The organism is Algoriphagus ornithinivorans (assembly GCF_900115305.1).
GTDB classification, from domain to species: domain Bacteria; phylum Bacteroidota; class Bacteroidia; order Cytophagales; family Cyclobacteriaceae; genus Algoriphagus; species Algoriphagus ornithinivorans.
On record NZ_FOVW01000002.1, the window covers coordinates 474,738 to 491,759 of the forward strand.

General features: G+C 38.8%; 16 protein-coding genes and 1 riboswitch. Of the genes, 15 read left to right on the forward strand and 1 reads right to left on the reverse strand.

The window, feature by feature from the left end; translation table 11 throughout:
* The first annotated feature begins 70 nt into the window (after positions 1-70).
* The 5 genes from argH (at position 71) to BM073_RS04315 (ending at position 6,390) form a co-directional block, all read left to right on the forward strand.
* Positions 71-1,405 carry an argininosuccinate lyase gene (gene argH / locus BM073_RS04295; RefSeq protein WP_091650834.1) on the forward strand — a complete coding sequence of 445 codons (1,335 nt, stop codon included), beginning with the start codon at positions 71-73 and terminating at the stop codon, positions 1,403-1,405.
* 92 nt (positions 1,406-1,497) lie between these two features.
* On the forward strand, positions 1,498-3,039 hold the full coding sequence (locus tag BM073_RS04300) for a SulP family inorganic anion transporter (RefSeq protein ID WP_091650836.1): 1,542 nt from the start codon (positions 1,498-1,500) through the stop codon (positions 3,037-3,039).
* A complete protein-coding gene (gene can / locus BM073_RS04305; protein WP_091650840.1) occupies positions 3,036-3,689 on the forward strand; it encodes a carbonate dehydratase in 654 nt (217 codons plus the stop codon). The genes BM073_RS04300 and can overlap by 4 nt, the downstream gene beginning before the upstream one ends.
* 83 nt (positions 3,690-3,772) lie before the next feature.
* A riboswitch (SAM riboswitch) is annotated at positions 3,773-3,886 on the forward strand.
* A 142-nt stretch (positions 3,887-4,028) separates the two neighbouring features.
* Entirely contained in the window at positions 4,029-5,330 is a 1,302-nt protein-coding gene (locus BM073_RS04310; protein WP_091650841.1) for an O-acetylhomoserine aminocarboxypropyltransferase/cysteine synthase family protein, read from the forward strand.
* A gap of 7 nt (positions 5,331-5,337) precedes the next feature.
* Positions 5,338-6,390: a homoserine O-acetyltransferase family protein gene (locus tag BM073_RS04315; RefSeq protein ID WP_091650844.1), complete on the forward strand. Its 1,053-nt coding sequence runs from the start codon at positions 5,338-5,340 to the stop codon at positions 6,388-6,390.
* 1,002 nt (positions 6,391-7,392) lie between these two features.
* On the opposite strand, the gene BM073_RS04320 is transcribed toward BM073_RS04315, so the two are convergent.
* Entirely contained in the window at positions 7,393-7,836 is a 444-nt protein-coding gene (locus tag BM073_RS04320) for a DUF2147 domain-containing protein (protein ID WP_091650846.1), read from the reverse strand.
* Positions 7,837-7,884: 48 nt separating this feature from the next.
* On the opposite strand from BM073_RS04320, the gene pdeM reads away from it, so the two are divergent.
* From pdeM to BM073_RS04370, 10 genes are all read left to right on the forward strand, one after another.
* A complete protein-coding gene (gene pdeM / locus BM073_RS04325) occupies positions 7,885-8,559 on the forward strand; it encodes a ligase-associated DNA damage response endonuclease PdeM (RefSeq protein ID WP_245756364.1) in 675 nt (224 codons plus the stop codon).
* Positions 8,560-8,616: 57 nt separating this feature from the next.
* Positions 8,617-9,507, forward strand: a complete 891-nt coding sequence (locus BM073_RS04330; protein ID WP_091650967.1) for a cell division protein FtsX — start codon at positions 8,617-8,619, stop codon at positions 9,505-9,507.
* Between the two features lies 1 nt (position 9,508).
* Positions 9,509-9,721 (forward strand): DUF3098 domain-containing protein, encoded by a 213-nt coding sequence (locus BM073_RS04335; protein ID WP_091650849.1) that lies wholly within the window; start codon positions 9,509-9,511, stop codon positions 9,719-9,721.
* 20 nt (positions 9,722-9,741) lie between these two features.
* Positions 9,742-10,428: a tRNA pseudouridine(55) synthase TruB gene (gene truB / locus BM073_RS04340; RefSeq protein WP_091650854.1), complete on the forward strand. Its 687-nt coding sequence runs from the start codon at positions 9,742-9,744 to the stop codon at positions 10,426-10,428.
* Positions 10,415-11,338 (forward strand): bifunctional riboflavin kinase/FAD synthetase, encoded by a 924-nt coding sequence (locus BM073_RS04345; RefSeq protein ID WP_091650857.1) that lies wholly within the window; start codon positions 10,415-10,417, stop codon positions 11,336-11,338. Before truB ends, BM073_RS04345 begins: the two co-directional genes overlap by 14 nt.
* A 10-nt stretch (positions 11,339-11,348) precedes the next feature.
* Complete coding sequence (locus tag BM073_RS04350; protein WP_091650859.1) at positions 11,349-12,053, forward strand: CoA transferase subunit A; 705 nt, start codon at positions 11,349-11,351, stop codon at positions 12,051-12,053.
* A gap of 18 nt (positions 12,054-12,071) precedes the next feature.
* Entirely contained in the window at positions 12,072-12,728 is a 657-nt protein-coding gene (locus BM073_RS04355) for a 3-oxoacid CoA-transferase subunit B (RefSeq protein ID WP_091650861.1), read from the forward strand.
* A gap of 60 nt (positions 12,729-12,788) precedes the next feature.
* Positions 12,789-13,130 carry a gliding motility protein GldC gene (gene gldC / locus BM073_RS04360; protein ID WP_091650864.1) on the forward strand — a complete coding sequence of 114 codons (342 nt, stop codon included), beginning with the start codon at positions 12,789-12,791 and terminating at the stop codon, positions 13,128-13,130.
* 304 nt (positions 13,131-13,434) lie between these two features.
* Positions 13,435-16,434: a TonB-dependent receptor gene (locus BM073_RS04365; RefSeq protein ID WP_091650867.1), complete on the forward strand. Its 3,000-nt coding sequence runs from the start codon at positions 13,435-13,437 to the stop codon at positions 16,432-16,434.
* Between the two features lie 278 nt (positions 16,435-16,712).
* Positions 16,713-17,022, forward strand: a 310-nt coding sequence (locus tag BM073_RS04370) for a transposase (protein ID WP_245756331.1), incomplete at its 3' end; no start/stop codon positions are given.

Consider the following 17,022-nt stretch of genomic DNA (forward strand, 5'->3'; position numbering starts at 1 on the left):
TCCTTAATAGTATGGGCATAATTGGAAATTTATTCAAAATTGATTGACAAATACATCAAACCATAAGCACATGAAAATTTGGCAAAAAGCCACTGGAAGCAAAAAAGAAGTAGAATCCTTTACCATTGGAAGAGATCCTGAATTTGATATTATCCTCGCTCCTTTTGATGTTTTGGGATCTATGGCACATGCGGCTATGCTCCAGAAAATTGGACTTTTGACTGAGGAAGAAAATACCACGCTTCAGCAGGGATTAAAAGAAATATATTTTGAGATCGAACAAGGCAAATTCAAAATTGAAGCGGGGGTTGAGGATGTTCATTCACAGGTTGAATTTCTACTGACTGAGCGCTATGGTGATGTAGGGAAAAAGCTACATTCAGGGAGAAGCCGAAACGATCAGGTTTTGGTGGATTTGAAACTTTACTATAGGGCTGCTATCCGGGATTTGGTCGAGGCGAGCGCTGAATTATCTGAGCTTTTACTTTCCCTTTCTAAAAAGCACCAATCTGATTTAATGCCTGGCTACACTCATACCCAGCTGGCTATGCCTTCCAGCTTTGGTTTATGGTTTAGTTCATTTGCTGAAGGTATCAGTGAGGACTTGAGTTTGATGAAAGCAGCATTTGATCTGTGCAATAAAAATCCTTTAGGCTCTGCTGCAGGTTATGGTTCCAGTTTTCCTTTAGATAGAACCATGACGACAGAGCTATTGGGGTTTGCGGACCTTCATCACAATGTGATTAATGCTCAAAACAGTCGCGGAAAAACTGAAAGAACCTTAGCCTTTGCAATGGCAGGAATGGCAGGAACTTTAAACCGTATGGCTGATGATGTGTGTATTTTTATGAATCAGCATTTTGGTTTTATTTCCTTTCCGGATGATTTGACAACAGGCTCCAGTATTATGCCCCATAAAAAGAATCCGGATGTTTTTGAACTCATTCGAGCTAAAACCAATCAAATTCAGGCGGTTCCCAATACTGTTGCCCTCCTACTGACCAACTCTACCACCGGTTATCATCGGGATTTACAGCTATTAAAAGAGGAGATTTTTCCTGCAATAGCTTCACTTCAATCCTGTCTGGAAATGACTACCTTCATGCTGAAGTCCATTAAAGTTCAATCAGGAATTTTGAAAGATGAATTCTATAAGCATTTGTTTTCTGTAGAGGTAGTCAATGATTTAGTATTGAAAGGAATGCCTTTCAGAGATGCTTATAAAAAAGTAGGCTTGGATATAGAAAAAGGAGATTTTAGCCCTGATCAAAACTCACTACATCATGTGCATGAAGGGAGTATCGGGAATTTAAATCTGACCGAGATTCAAGAGAAAAATGAAAAAGCAGTAGCACAATTTAACTTTGAAAAAATAGACGAAGCATACAAGAAACTTTTGTCATAGTGTGACAGAATATTTGTTAGGGTTTTTCTTTTTTTAGTAAAATTTATTTTTGTTATAAAGAAAATTTATAAACTTTAGATAAACCCATCACCATGAAAACCAATTATTTTGGTTCCACCCTTTCCGCTGATTTAAAAGCCAGTTTGGTCGTCTTTCTGGTTGCCTTACCCTTATGTTTAGGCATAGCTGTAGCCAGTGGAGCACCCCCTATGTCCGGCTTGATTGCCGGAATTATTGGAGGTATTGTGGTAGGTTCATTGTCTGGATCTCATGTAAGTGTCAGTGGTCCTGCTGCAGGTTTAACAGTGATAGTCTTAGATGCGATTTCATCTTTGGGTACCTTCGAACTTTTTCTTGCAGCAGTAGTAATGGCAGGGTTAATCCAGCTGATTTTGGGATTTTTAAAGGCTGGAGTTTTAGGATATTATTTTCCCCACTCGGTAATCAAAGGAATGCTAACCGCAATTGGCTTAATTTTGATTTTGAAGCAAATTCCACATGCATTAGGTTGGGACAAGGATTTGATGGGTGACATGGCATTCCGTCAAATGGATGAGCAAAATACATTTTCAGAAATCTGGTACGCTATACAATATTTCAGTCCCGGAGCGATTCCAATCGTTCTAGTTGCATTAGGGTTAATTATCTTTTTTGAAAAGCCTAAGATCAAAAACCATAAAATTTTCGGTTTAGTACCTGGAGCATTGTGGGCTGTAATTGCAGGCATCCTTATTAATCAACTTTATGGGGTTATTAAACCATCCTGGAAACTGAATGAAGAGCATTTAGTCTCTATTCCGGATGTAGATCAACTTTCAGATTTGAGTAGCTTGGTAACTTTTCCTGATTTTGGAATGATAGGCTCTCTTGATTTTTGGCTTATAGCAGTAACAGTAGCGGTGATCGCTAGTATAGAAACTCTTTTAAGCTTGGAGGCAGGTGATAAAATGGACCCACAAAAAAGGCTTTCCCCTTCTTCCCGAGAGCTTGTTGCTCAAGGTGCAGGAAATACGCTTTCAGGATTAATAGGTGGCCTTCCAGTAACAGCTGTGATAGTGCGAACTACTGCTAATATTACCTCTGGTGCTAAAACAAAGCTTTCTGCTGTTTGCCATGGAATACTTTTGCTTGTTTTGGTAATCGGCATAGCTGAATTACTCAATTTAATACCCTTGAGCTGTTTGGCTGCTGTACTTTTCTTTGTTGGTTATAAATTGGCTAAACCATCAATTTTTGTTCATGAGTATGAAAAAGGCCTGAATCAATTTTTGCCTTTTATGGTCACTATCATAGCCATCCTGTTTACAGATTTGCTAATAGGCATTGGGATTGGGATGATATTTGGAATCTTTTTCGTGATCCGAACCAATTATCAAAAGTCAGTTTCAGTGACTGAATTGGATGGAATGTTTTTAGTCAAACTGCAAAAAGATGTCTCCTTCCTAAATAAAGCACCTTTGATGAAGCGTTTGGCAGAAATTCCAAATGGCAGTGAGGTTGTTCTCAATGCTTCGCGGGCAAGATTTATAGATCATGATATTCAGGAGGTATTGAATGACTTTATAGAGACTTCCACTGACAAAAATATTACAGTGACTATAGAAGGTTTTAATTATAAATTGAAAGAATCATGAACCAGTACGAGAAACTCTTATTACAAAATAAAGCCTGGTCCGAAGAAAAAACTGAGTTGGATCATGAATACTTTTCAAGAAATGCAACTCAGCAAAGGCCCAAATTCCTTTGGATTGGATGTTCTGACAGCCGAGTTCCTGCCAATGAAATCACGGGTACAGACCCCGGAGAAATTTTCGTGCATAGAAATATTGCAAATATGGTGGTGCACACTGATCTAAATTTGCTTTCAGTTCTTCAATATGCCGTTGAGGTCCTTCAGGTGGAACACATCATTGTATGCGGTCATTATGGATGCGGAGGTGTGGAAGCGGCAATTTCAAATTTTCACCTTGGATTGATCAATAAGTGGCTGAGAAATATCAAAGAAGTCTATTTCAATAATCAAGAAGAACTTGATTCCATTGAGGACCATAGTGAAAAAGTAAATAAGTTGGTTGAATACAATGTAATCGAACAATGCCAAGATTTGATTAAAACCTCCATCGTACAAAGAGCATGGATGGAAAGGAAGGCACCTGAGATTCATGGTTGGGCCTATGGGTTAAAGGATGGATTGGTCAAGGAGTTAATCAATATTAAACCTGATTTTGAAAACATTAATCCTATTTTCCGTTACAATCAAGATCAACTGAAACACTTACATTAATTTGATTCGAATTGAGGAATCTCTTTGAATTCTGAGATTCTTCATTTTTATTTGCATCATCCTTTCACTTTTTAAGGTGCTAGGATTTATAAAGAAGAGGTAAGAGACAGGCTCTATGACCCTCTGGCAACCTTCCGTAACGTCGGAAAGGTGCCAATTCCTGCCGATTGAGAAGGTCTCAATTGGAACTATAAATTCTCTGCAATATGATTAAAGGATATTCCCCCCTACTTCAGGTTACTTCCCTTTTTTCTTTCAGAGCATTTATGCTTTAAGGATTCTGCTTTGCCTAATCCTGGATTACAGTTTTTATTTAAAACCCTTTAAACCCTATTACTTATGTCTACTTACAGATTTGAGACCCTTCAGCTACATGCTGGACAGGAACCTGACCCTTCAACGAATGCAAGGGCTGTCCCTATTTATCAAACCACTTCATACACTTTCAATTCCGCAGAGCATGGTGCCAATCTATTTGGATTGAAAGAATTTGGAAACATCTACACAAGGATTATGAATCCTACCACCGATGTTTTTGAAAAAAGATTGGCAGCTCTGGAAGGTGGTGTTGCAGCTGTAGCTACTGCATCAGGCCAGGCAGCACAATTTCTTGCATTGAATAATATTCTGCAGGCAGGTGAAAACTTCGTTTCGACTTCTTTCCTATATGGTGGAACTTACAATCAATTTAAGGTTGCTTTCAAAAGAATTGGGATTGAAGCAAGATTTGCAAAAGGAGATAACCCTGAGGCTTTTGAAAAACTAATAGATCAAAAGACCAAGGCAATTTACTTGGAAACGATTGGTAATCCCGAATTTAATATTCCTGATTTTGATGCAATCGCGGCAGTTGCCAAAAAACATGATATCCCTCTAATAGTAGATAATACTTTCGGAGCTGGAGGTTATTTATTTAATCCAATTGCTCACGGCGCCAATGTGGTTACTTCCTCTGCTACCAAATGGATTGGTGGGCATGGAACCTCCATTGGAGGAATCATTGTGGATGCTGGCAACTATAACTGGGGGAATGGCAAGTTTCCTCAATTCTCCGAGCCATCAGAAGGTTATCATGGATTGAATTTCTGGGAAGTATTTGGAGAAAATAATCCACTGGGACTTCCCAATATAGCATTTGCTATTAGGGCAAGAGTAGAAGGCCTCCGGGATTTTGGACCGGCATTAAGCCCATTTAATTCATTCTTGTTATTACAAGGTTTGGAGACACTTTCCCTGAGAGTACAAAGAACTGTAGATAATGCTCTAGCATTGGCAAAATGGCTTGAATCTCACCCCAAAGTTCAGAAAGTAAATTACCCCGGTCTTGAATCTTCTCCCTATCATCAGCTAGCAAAGAAGTATCTGAAAAATGGCTTTGGAGGTGTTTTGAGCTTTGAAATTAAGGGTAATAAAGAGCAGACATCATCTGTGATCAATTCCCTGAAATTGATCTCTCACCTAGCGAATGTAGGTGATGCAAAGACCTTAATAATCCAACCTTCAGCCACTACGCATCAGCAACTTTCTGAAGAGGAACAAAAAGCTGCGGGAGTTACTCCTACCCTGTTGAGAATCTCATTGGGAATAGAGCACATCGAAGATATCAAGTCGGACCTTCAACAAGCCTTTGATTCGATTTAATTAAAAAATGAACCTTACTAGTCAATACGCATCGATTACCATGTCTTTGGAATTATTTCAGTCTAACAAACCCCTGGCTTTAGAGTCAGGGGAATATCTTTCAGAGTTTGAACTTGCTTATACTACTTATGGTAATTTGAATTCAGACAAATCCAATGTAGTCTGGGTGGTTCATGCTTTAACAGGGGACTCCAATGTCACTGACTGGTGGAGTGGCCTGATAGGAGAAGATAAATTCTTTGACCCTTCGGACCATTTCATTATCTGCGCCAACTTATTGGGTTCAAATTATGGTTCTACGAATCCATTGAGTATTAACCCTGGGACTAGAGAACCTTATTATTATGAGTTTCCTCATATTACACCAAGAGACTTGGCTAATTCTCTGGAAAGGCTTAGAAGTCATCTCAAGCTTGAAAAAATTCACACCTTAATCGGTGGTTCCTTGGGAGGACAGGTAGCTTTGGAATGGGCTTATTCTTTAGGAAATAAGCTTGAAAACTTAGTAGTCTTGGCTTCTACAGCCAAATCTTCTCCTTGGGTGATCGGATTTAATGAAACTCAAAGAATGGCTATAGAATCAGACTGTACCTGGGGAGAAAAAAGTGAATTTGCAGGTCTCAAAGGTCTGGAAACGGCTCGTGCGATTGCAATGCTGAGTTATAGGCATCCCTCAGATTTGCAAAAAAAACAATTGGATAATGATCATAGACTGGATCACTTTAAAGCATCTTCTTACCTCCGCTATCAAGGTCAAAAACTAGCTAAAAGATTTAATGCTTTGTCCTATTGGGTTCTTTCCAAGAGTATGGATAGTCAAGACTTGGGGAGAGGCAGAGGAGGTTTGGAATCCGCTTTGCAACAAATCGAAGCAAGGGTCTTAACTGTTGGAGTAAATAGTGATTTGCTGTTCTTACCGGAAGAATCCCAATTTATCTCCAAACATGTTAAACGCGGGACCTATAAGGAAATTCAATCAACAGCCGGACATGATGCTTTTTTGATTGAATTTGATCAATTGAGTTATTTGCTTCAGTCTTTCTATTTGGAGAAAAATTAGGCTTCGACTCCGCTCAGTAGGACATTAATTACGCCATTATTTTGAATCCAGGGGTTAAAACCCCTGGCTATGACATTTTACGCTCCTATGGAGCTATTTCTAGGGGCCCGAATAGAAGTCTATCTCGCCGAAGGCATATCTTAAATATTATCTTTTAGGTATCTTTCAATTATTTCGCCGAAGGCATATTTCCATTTATTTCTTCTGTATTTCTCTTTAGTTCCATACCTACGGCATGGAGATGGGTTTGTGCTCATTTTTGCTACCGAGCTGAAATCCCTACGGGATTGGGTATTCCCACAATATTTTTCGGAGATCTTGCTGGCACGGTGATACCGGTTCTTATTGGAAATTCTGCGCCAGCGCTGGGTAATTTTCGTTCGCGTTTATACCCCGAGTTTCACTCGGGCCTGCCCGACACAGGCGGGGCTAATAATTCACGCTCCTTTGGAGCTTTTGTTACGAATACGATTTAAGGTCTATCTTGCCGAAGGCATATCTTGATGATATCTTGAAAAATATATTTTAGGTATCTTTTAATTATTTCGCCGCAGGCGTATTTCTTTTATTTCTACTGAATTTTCTATAGTTCCATACCTACGGCATGGAGATGGGTTTGTGCTCATTTTTGCTACCGAGCTGAAATCCCTACGGGATTGGGTATTCCCACAATATTTTTCGGAGATCTTGCTGGCACATTGGTACCGATTTTAATGGAGCTATTGCGCCAGCGCTAGAGGATAATTTACCTACCTTACCTCGAGTTGCACCCGAGCCTGCGCGCCTCTGGTGTGGCTATTGAGGGGTTTAAGCCCTTCAGGCTTCTGTTATAGTGGCTAAAACTGAGGAAAGTGAACATTGAACCATGAACAATTGAACTAATAATCCCATCAATAATATCCAAAAGCTTTGAGCTTCAATTACTCAATTAACCAATTACACAATTACTCTTTTTCAAGCCGCAGGCGTATTTCTTTTTTTTCTACCGTATTTCCATTTGAATTATTTATTTACTCTGGTCCACTCCACGGTTCTACCAATCCAAGAAAAGCCCATGTATCCTTTTACTTCTAAAACATCTTTTGATTTCATTCTGATTTCGCAAGAATAGGTATTCCCTGATTTTGGGTCATAAATCTTTCCTCCCTTCCAAATTCCGTCATTGTAGGATAAACCTTTCAAGATGGTTAAGCCCATTAAAGGCCTTTGCTGGAGTTTTTTATCATCATTTTCCACATCCTTTGCAGGCTCACCATTTTTAATAGGCTCTTTTAGCCAGGATATTTTTCCCAAAAGCGAACCCTCCTTTTCCATAATTTCTACTTGGGCTGTTTTCTCCGTATTATACCAAGTGCCCAGGATTTCATCTCTACTTTGTGCGAATGAAGAAAAGGAAGCAATTAGAAAAAAAGTTAATAATAAAGAAGCTAATTGTCGTGATTTCATAAAAACTCTGTTTTTAAAATTTTAATCGATTTAGATTTGAACTGTTAATTGAAAATAGGAGAAAAGGATTTGAGACAGGTAAGATTAGATCATAATGGTACGACATTATTTTTGATGAAAGAAAAGGTTGTATACCATCAAAATACAAGAACTTTTTTTATTTCTGACGTACATTTTGGAAAAGCCGCTCATTTCAGAAAGTCAGGTATTCCTATTCCTGAGCCTATACATAAGGTTGATTTAGAAACTCTAAGTCTTCTATTCGATGAGTTCTCTCCTTCTTCTGTTTATTTTTTGGGGGATTTATTTCACAGCGACTGGAATGGCCAATGGGACATATTAATGGGTTTTTTGGAAACCTTTCCGGCGATCAACTTTCATTTGGTTCAGGGGAATCATGATATTCTTCCTCCCTCTTTTTATAAAAATTGTCCCATAGCCATTCACAAACAACCTGTATTTTTAGAAAATTTAATTTTAAGTCATGAACCTTTAGAGGATTTTTCGGAAGGATATTTGAATCTTTGTGGGCATATTCATCCCGGGATTAGGCTCCGAGGAATGGGGAGGCAATCCCTCAGATTGTCCTGCTTTTATTTGGAAAACAATCAGTTGATTTTGCCTGCTTTTGGAAGCTTCACAGGATTGGCTTTGATCAAGCCGGGAAAAGAGGCTAAAGTTTATGGTATTACATCAGAAAAAGTGATTCCATTGCTTTCCTAAAACAAATTGGCAAAATCCTTGGGGATGGTTAGCTTTGATGTGAATTATAAAAACTCCATGGCAAATTATCCAAGAAAGAAAAAAACCTTAGGGCATTTCAAATTTGGAAGTGTACTTTTTAGCACTACCCTTTCCTTATTTATAGTTGGTTTATTTGGCGTGATCCTCATCCAGGCCAAATCTCTTTCCAGCATGATCCGCGAAAATGTGGAGATTCAGGTCTTTTTGGATAAAAATCTGAATGATGATGAAATTTCAGCTATTCGAAAAAATCTGTCCAGCAGGCCTTTTATTTTGAGAAAGGCAGATACACTTGGTTTGAGGTTTATTTCTGATGAAGAGGCCGCAGCAGCTTTTATTGAAAGTACCGGTGAAGATTTTACCAAATTTCTCGAGGATAATCCATTGAGAGATAGTTTTGTCCTTTCCATAGCCGAGGAGTTTCAGACGAGCGAACAAATCAATGAAATCAGCAAAGAGTTAGAGGGCGTTTCAGGTGTCTTCGAAGTTTCCTATATGACTGATTTGGTGGATTCTATCAATAAAAACCTCTTGAAAGTTAGCATCGTGATGGGAGCTTTTATCCTGATTTTGGTGATCACCGTAATTATGTTGATTAATAATACAATCAGGTTGGCACTTTTCTCACAGCGATTTTTGATTCGATCTATGCAGTTGGTGGGAGCTACTAGAGGGTTTATTAGAAAACCATTCCTACTAAGATCATGGATATTTGGAATGCTTGCAGGTGCTTTTGCCTCCTTGATCCTTTTTGGCTTAATCACCTATGCTAAATCAGCCATTGAGGGTTTTGCCTTGCTACAAAATCAGGAATTGATGTTGATCCTATTTGGAATATTGATAGTAGTAGGCGGAATTCTTTCTGTATTAAGTACCTTGCGGGCAGTAAATAAGTATTTAAATATGACTTTAGACGAATTATATTGATATGAGCAAAGCATCTTTTCCTTTTTCGAAAAAGAATTACAAACTGATGTTCATTGGGATCGGGATGATCGCTTTGGGTTTTATTTTAATCGGTTTGGATCCAGAGCCTCATGGTAATGGTGTTCTAGGTTTAACCGTTGGACCAATCATTACCTTAGCTGGTTTTATTTTTCAATTTTATGCCATTTTGGCCAAAACCGAGAAAAACAGCTGAATTTATATTCAGTATAACTTATGCAAGAAGTACCCTACGGCGAAGTTTTCTTAATCAATAAGCCGCTCGAATGGACCTCCTTTGATGTGGTGAAAAAAGTGCGAAATGCACTGAAAATTAAGAAAGTGGGACATGCCGGAACATTAGACCCTCTAGCTACAGGCTTATTGATTGTTTGTGCTGGGAAAATGACCAAGCAAATAGAAGGCTTCATGGGGCAAGAAAAGGAATACGAAGGCACCTTTGTATTAGGGGAAACCACAGAATCCTTTGATCTGGAAAAGCCTGTTGAATTTGTGGCTGATGCTTCTGAAATAAAATTAGAAGACGTAAAAAGAGCCGCAGCTGAGTTGACAGGTAATATACTCCAAATCCCTCCTATGCATTCAGCTATCAAAGTTGATGGAAAACGGGTGTACGAGTCGGCCCGAAAAGGTTTGGAAGTTAAAATGGAACCTAGACCAGTTGAAGTTCGGGAATTTGAAATTTTAAGCTATCAGGATCGGGAAGTTAAGTTTAGAATTTCTTGCTCGAAAGGAACCTATATCCGAAGCTTAGCTAGAGATCTTGGCGAAATTTTGGAAGTCGGTGCTTATATGAGTTCACTTTGCAGAACCCGTATTGGTGATTTCAAACTTTCGCAAGCAAAAGAGCTTTTACCTTTAATAGAAGAAATCAAAGCCCGGAAAGCGAATGAAAATTTATGAAGGTCTAAATGAATTTTTGCCGGTTACTAATCCGGTTGTGACCAGTGGCACTTTTGACGGGGTGCATTTAGGGCATCAGAAAATATTACAAAGAATACGGGAAATTGCCCGCTCCATTGGAGGAGAAACGGTGATGATCACTTTTTGGCCTCATCCTAGATTAGTACTTTATCCTCAGGAGCACAAGTTGAGACTACTGAGTACATTTGAAGAAAAGGCAAAACTTCTAAGACAATTTGGCATAGACCATTTGGTGACTATACCTTTTACCAAAGAGTTTTCCCAGCTGAGTTCCAGAGAATTTATTGATCAAGTATTGGTAGAAAAAATTCAAACCAGAAAGCTGGTAATTGGCTATGATCATAGATTTGGTAAAAATAGAGAGGGCTCCTTTGAGTATTTGAAACAAAACAGCGCTGAATTTGGCTTCGAGCTAGAAGAGATCTCCAGGCAAGATGTGGATGAAATTGGAGTTTCCAGCACCAAAATCAGAAAGGCACTAGAGTCAGGAGACATAGAAACCGCCAATTCCTATTTGGGCCGTTCTTATGAATTAAATGGCTTGGTGATAAAGGGGCAGCAGATTGGTAGATCCATCGGATTCCCAACTGCCAATATTCATATCCCTAATGATTATAAACTCATTCCAAAAGATGGCGTTTATGCAGTAGAGACTTCTGTCAACGGAAGTATTTATAAATCTATGCTGAACATCGGTAATAGACCAACAGTGGATGGAAACAAAAAAACAGTTGAAGCTCACCTTTTTGATTTTCAGGGAGACCTGTATGATAAACAGCTGACCATCTATCTAAAGGCCTATTTGAGAGAGGAGCAAAAATTTGAGAACTTAGATGCATTAAAAGAGCAGCTGCTCAAAGATCAGCAGCAGGCAAAATCAATACTATAAACCCAATATAATGATCAATAAAACCGTAAAAGACGCTAAAGAGGCTGTTGCCGATATTCCCAGCGGAGCTTTCCTGATGATGGGAGGCTTTGGATTGAGCGGAATACCTGAAAATTGCATTTCCGCCTTATTAGAAAAAGGCATTAAAGACTTGACGATAGTCTCCAATAATGCTGGGGTTGATGACTTTGGTATAGGACTTCTTTTGAAGAAGAAAATGGTCAAGAAGATGATTTCCAGTTATGTGGGTGAAAATGCAGAGTTTGAGCGACAATTATTGAGCGGAGAGCTGGAAGTAGATTTGATTCCTCAAGGTACCCTAGCAGAGAGAGTTCGTGCTGGTGGAGCTGGCATTCCCGCCTTTTTTACTCCGGCAGGAGTTGGAACAGAGGTAGCCGAAGGAAAAGAAATCAGAGAATTTGATGGGAAATTATATTTAATGGAAAGATGGCTTCGGGCTGATTTTTCTTTGGTAAAAGCTTGGAAAGGAGATACTGCCGGTAATTTGATTTTTAAAGGAACCGCCAGAAACTTCAACCCTATGATGGCAGCGGCAGGAAAAATCTGTATTGCAGAGGTAGAAGAATTGGTTCCGGCGGGTGAATTGAATCCAAATGAAATCCACACACCAGGAATTTATGTGCAGCGGATTTTTGAAGGAAAGAACTATGAGAAAAGAATAGAGCAGCGCACAGTATCTCAGGCCAAATCTTGATATAAACCCATTGAAATCATGCTAAGCAAAGAACAAATAGCCCAAAGAATAGCCAAAGAGGTAAAAAACGGACAGTATATTAATCTAGGTATAGGCATCCCAACCCTAGTGGCAAACTATATTCCTGATGAATTGGAGGTTGTGCTGCAATCCGAAAATGGTCTTTTAGGAATAGGCCCCTTCCCTACTGAAGATAAAATTGACCCAGATTTAATTAACGCCGGTAAGCAAACCATTACCATGGTAAAAGGATCTGTGCTTTTCAATTCTGCAGAGTCTTTTGCGATGATAAGAGGTGGTCATGTGCATCTGACAATATTGGGAGCTATGGAAGTTTCAGAAAACGGAGATATCGCCAATTGGAAAATTCCTGGAAAAATGGTTAAAGGAATGGGGGGCGCTATGGATCTGGTTGCTTCTGCTGAAAATATCATTGTAGCAATGCAGCACTGCTCCAGAGATGGCGCTTCTAAATTATTGAAAGAGTGTTCTCTTCCAATCACAGGTATCAAGTGCGTGAAAAAAATCGTCACAGATTTGGCTGTATTAGAAGTTAGCCCAAAGGGAGGCTTTGTTCTTAAGGAAAGAGCTCCTGGTGTGAGCGTAGAAGAAATTCAGGAAAAAACAGAAGGTAAATTAATTGTGGAAGGCGAAATACCTGAAATGGTTTTCTAAAAATATGAAGTTCTGGGAACCTGAGTTCGATAGCTGTGGTTTCCTTCAAAATCTTAAAAAATGAAAAAGTCAGATATTAAATTTCAAATCAATTTAGACGATTCTAACATTCCAAAAGATATAATCTGGGATGCTTCTGATAAAGAAGGGGAAGGTGCAGAGTCCACCAAGAGTATCAGTTTGAATGTTTGGGATAATTTGAATCATAGTACACTCCGAATTGATCTTTGGACGGAGGAAATGTCCGTAGCTGAGATGAAGCGATTTTATATTGATATCATAGGAGGAATGGCCCAAACCATTCTGACCAGTACAGGAGACGAATATATGTCTGAAGAAATGAAAGAATTATGCGATAGGCTGGTGAAGCATGTGAATGAAGAAAATGCCAAGAGCAGCTAAAAATAATGATAGCCTGATTTGATCAGGCTATTTTTTTTACTACCACATGTCCTATATTTTTTTTTAGGATTTTTTAATATTTATATGCTTTGACTTAAATTTTAATAATTAAAAGAATCTTATTTTTCAGGATTTTCATAAATAGAGTCTCAGTTTCCATGGGAGGTATATATTTTCCATTTAAGACGGAAAATGATTTTTTAATTGAACCCATTGTTTATTCAGTTTTTACCTTAATTTTCGACAAAATATGCAGACTCACCCATCTCTGTGTATACTATTCACTTAAACACCAAAATAGCCTATGAGCAATTTTACACGCAAAATCTACGGAGCCTTTGCAACCTTGGCTTTATTAGTTTCCCTAGGCCTGGGGACAGTGTTTGCACAAACCACAATTTCGGGTACTGTAACTGATGCAGATACTAATGAAACTTTGGTAGGTGTAAACATCCTAGTTAAAGGAAAGGTAATCGGAACCATTACTGATCTATCAGGAAAATTTTCCCTGAATGTCAATCAAGCTCCACCATTTACCTTAATATTCTCCATGGTGGGCTATACCTCTCAAGAAATTGAAGTAACAGGAGGTATGTCCACAATCAATGTAAAACTTTCTGAATCTACAGTTATGGGTCAGGAAGTAGTAATTTCTGCATCCAGAGTAGAAGAAAGCGTAATGAAATCTCCAGTTTCTGTAGAGAAGATGGATATCATTGCTATTCGTGAAGTACCACAAGCAAGTTTCTATGATGCATTAAACAATTTGAAAGGGGTTGAAATGAGTACTCAGTCCTTAACATTCAAATCTTTCAATACAAGAGGTTTCAACGCTAACGGAAACGTTAGAACAGTTCAAATGATTGACGGGATGGACAATCAGGCGCCAGGTTTGAATTTCTCCGTAGGAAATATCGTAGGTATTTCTGAATTGGATTTAGAAAGTGTAGAATTATTGCCAGGTGCATCTTCTGCTCTTTATGGGCCAAATGCAATCAACGGGATCTTATTGATGAACTCAAAGAATCCATTCCAATATCAGGGTCTTTCTGCCAATGTGAGAACTGGTATTATGCACGAATCTGAAAGAAGCACTCCATCAACAGGTTTTTATGATTTCAGTGCGAGATATGCTAAAGCATTCAATGATAAAGTAGCTTTCAAAGTAAATGTGCAATATCTAAGAGCTGATGATTGGCAAGCAAATGACTTCAGAGATCAGTCTTTATTGAATGGTTCTTCTATAGAAGGCGGTACAAGAGCAAATAATCCAGGTTATAATGGTGTTAACGTTTATGGTGATGAAACCAACGTTAATATGTTCTCAGTGGCTCAGTCAATGGTTAGAGCAGGCGTATTACCTTCTGCTGCATTGGGAATTATCCCTCAAACTTTCGTGTCAAGAACAGGATACTTTGAAAGAGATATTGCTGATTATGGAACAAAGTCAATCAAATTGAACGGTGCATTACACTGGAGATTAAATGACCGTGTTGAAGCTATACTTCAAGGAAATTATGGATTCGGAACTACGGTTTATACTGGTGCTGATAGATATTCAATTGCCAACTTTAAATTAGGTCAGTATAAGGCTGAATTGAGAGGGGCAAATTGGTATGTGAGAGCTTACACTACCCAAGAAAGATCCGGTGATGCTTACGCAGTAGGTATTGCTGCTCAAGGAATCAATGAAGCTTGGAGCCCTAGTACAGTTTGGTTCCCTGAATATGTAGGTGCTTATGCGCAAGGAATTCAAGGTGGTTTGTCTCCTGAACAAGCACATAATCAAGCAAGAGCATTTGCCGATAGAAACAGATTCCAGCCGGGTTCTGCTCAATTTAACAGTGCTTTAAGAGATGTAACTTCTAGACCAATTCCAGGAAATGCTTCTGGTGTAGGTGCTCAATTTGTTGATAAGACAAATCTTTATCACGTTGAAGGCTCATACAATCTCTCAAATGATATCAAGTGGGCTGAATTTGTAATTGGAGCAAATTATAGAGTCTACCAGTTGAACTCTGAGAAGACTTTATTTGCTACAGATGAAAATGGAAATGAATTTAATATCAAAGAATATGGGGGTTATATCCAAGGTTCAAAAACCTTCTTTGATGACAAATTTAAATTGACATCATCGGTACGTTACGATAAAAATGAGAACTTCCAGGGACAGTGGTCACCAAGAGTATCAGGTGTTTATTCAGTAGGAAATCATAATTTCAGAGCTTCTTATCAAACAGGCTTTAGAATTCCGACTACGCAGGATCAATACATTGATTTGTTGACTCCTCAGGCCAGATTATTAGGAGGACTTCCTTTGTTTAGAGATCGTTACAACTTTAATACAAACCCTGTATATTCTTTAGCAACTGTTCAAAGATTTGGAGCAGGAGTTCAAGCAGATGTATCCAACCCAGCTGTGATCCAAGCTGCGATACAGCAAGCTTCCCAAATTGTTGCTCAACAAGTAGCAGCAGGTCAGATTCCAAATAATCCGCAGGCAATTCAAGCTGCTATTGGAGCTCTTGTTCCTCAATTAGTACCTGTAATTGCAGCTCAGAATAATTTAAGTCAGCTTCAGCCATTTGAGCTTTCTGAATTTAAGCCAGAAAGAGTAAAATCTTTTGAAGTAGGTTACAAGGGATTGTTTGCCAATAGATTACTGGTTGACACTTATGCTTATTTCAACAGGTTTGAAAACTTTATCGGTGGACAGGTACTTGTTCAAGATGGGAATGCTACTACTGGTGCTCAAGGTCCAAACCCAATCACAGGTCTTAACCTAATTGGTGTTGGTCCAGGAGGAAGAAACGTTTTCTCTATGCCAGTAAATAGAACTGAGATTATCAAATCTTGGGGTTGGGCATTAGGTTTGGACTACAAACTTCCTAAGGGCTATTCATTGGGTGGTAACGTTTCTTACAATACCCTATCTAACTTGGATGAATTAACAGAATCAGGCTTCCAACCAAGCTTCAATACTCCTGAATACCGTTATGTTATCAACTTTGCTAACAGAGAGGTTGCTAAGAACTTAGGGTTCGCAGTAGCTTACAGATGGCAGGGAGAATTTGTATGGCAGTCCTCTTTCGTAGGGCCAGCCGTATCTTCTCAGCAACTTTCGGTGATGCCAGCATTCGGAACATTTGATGCTCAAGTAAGCTATAAATTGAAGAGCTTGAAGTCAATTTTGAAAGTAGGTGGATCTAACTTGTTCTCCAATGGCTATCGCCAAGCTTGGGGTAACCCAACTGTTGGAACCATGTACTTCGTAAGCTTGACCTTCGACGAGTTCTTGAACTAAGAAAAATACAATCAACCACCAACCTAAAATCGAAAAGCCACTTCAAAAGAGTGGCTTTTCTTATTTTTCTAGATTTATCTATAATTCAAACTGAATCAAATCATACAGGAATAGAAAGTTAGATTTTCTCATTCCCCTACTCCTTTCACCTCCAATAACTTCCTGCTTTAGATTTTAATTAAGTCAAACGAGCAGTTCAAATCGTCGCTACGCCCTTAATTTTTTCCAGCTTTCAGCCTTGTCATTCCCTGAAATAGGTTGACCGTTTTTAAATCAGAATGAAGATGCTAAAAACGGGAAAAAGGATCAATTCACATCGTAAATTTTCTGAAGAATTTAAACGTAAATTGGTAGACGACTTCGAAAAAGGAGTCATGTCTGTTCCTCAAATGCAAAAGCTTTACGGAGTTTGTAATGCTCTTATTTATCGTTGGATTTACAAGTATTCTACTTACAATGAAAAAAATATCAGAATCGTTGAGATGAAAGACAGCCAGACACATCGGTTAAAGGAACTCGAAGAAAAGGTCAAGGAGCTCGAGCGAACCGTTGGACAGAAACAGATCATGATTGACTATTTAGAAAAGA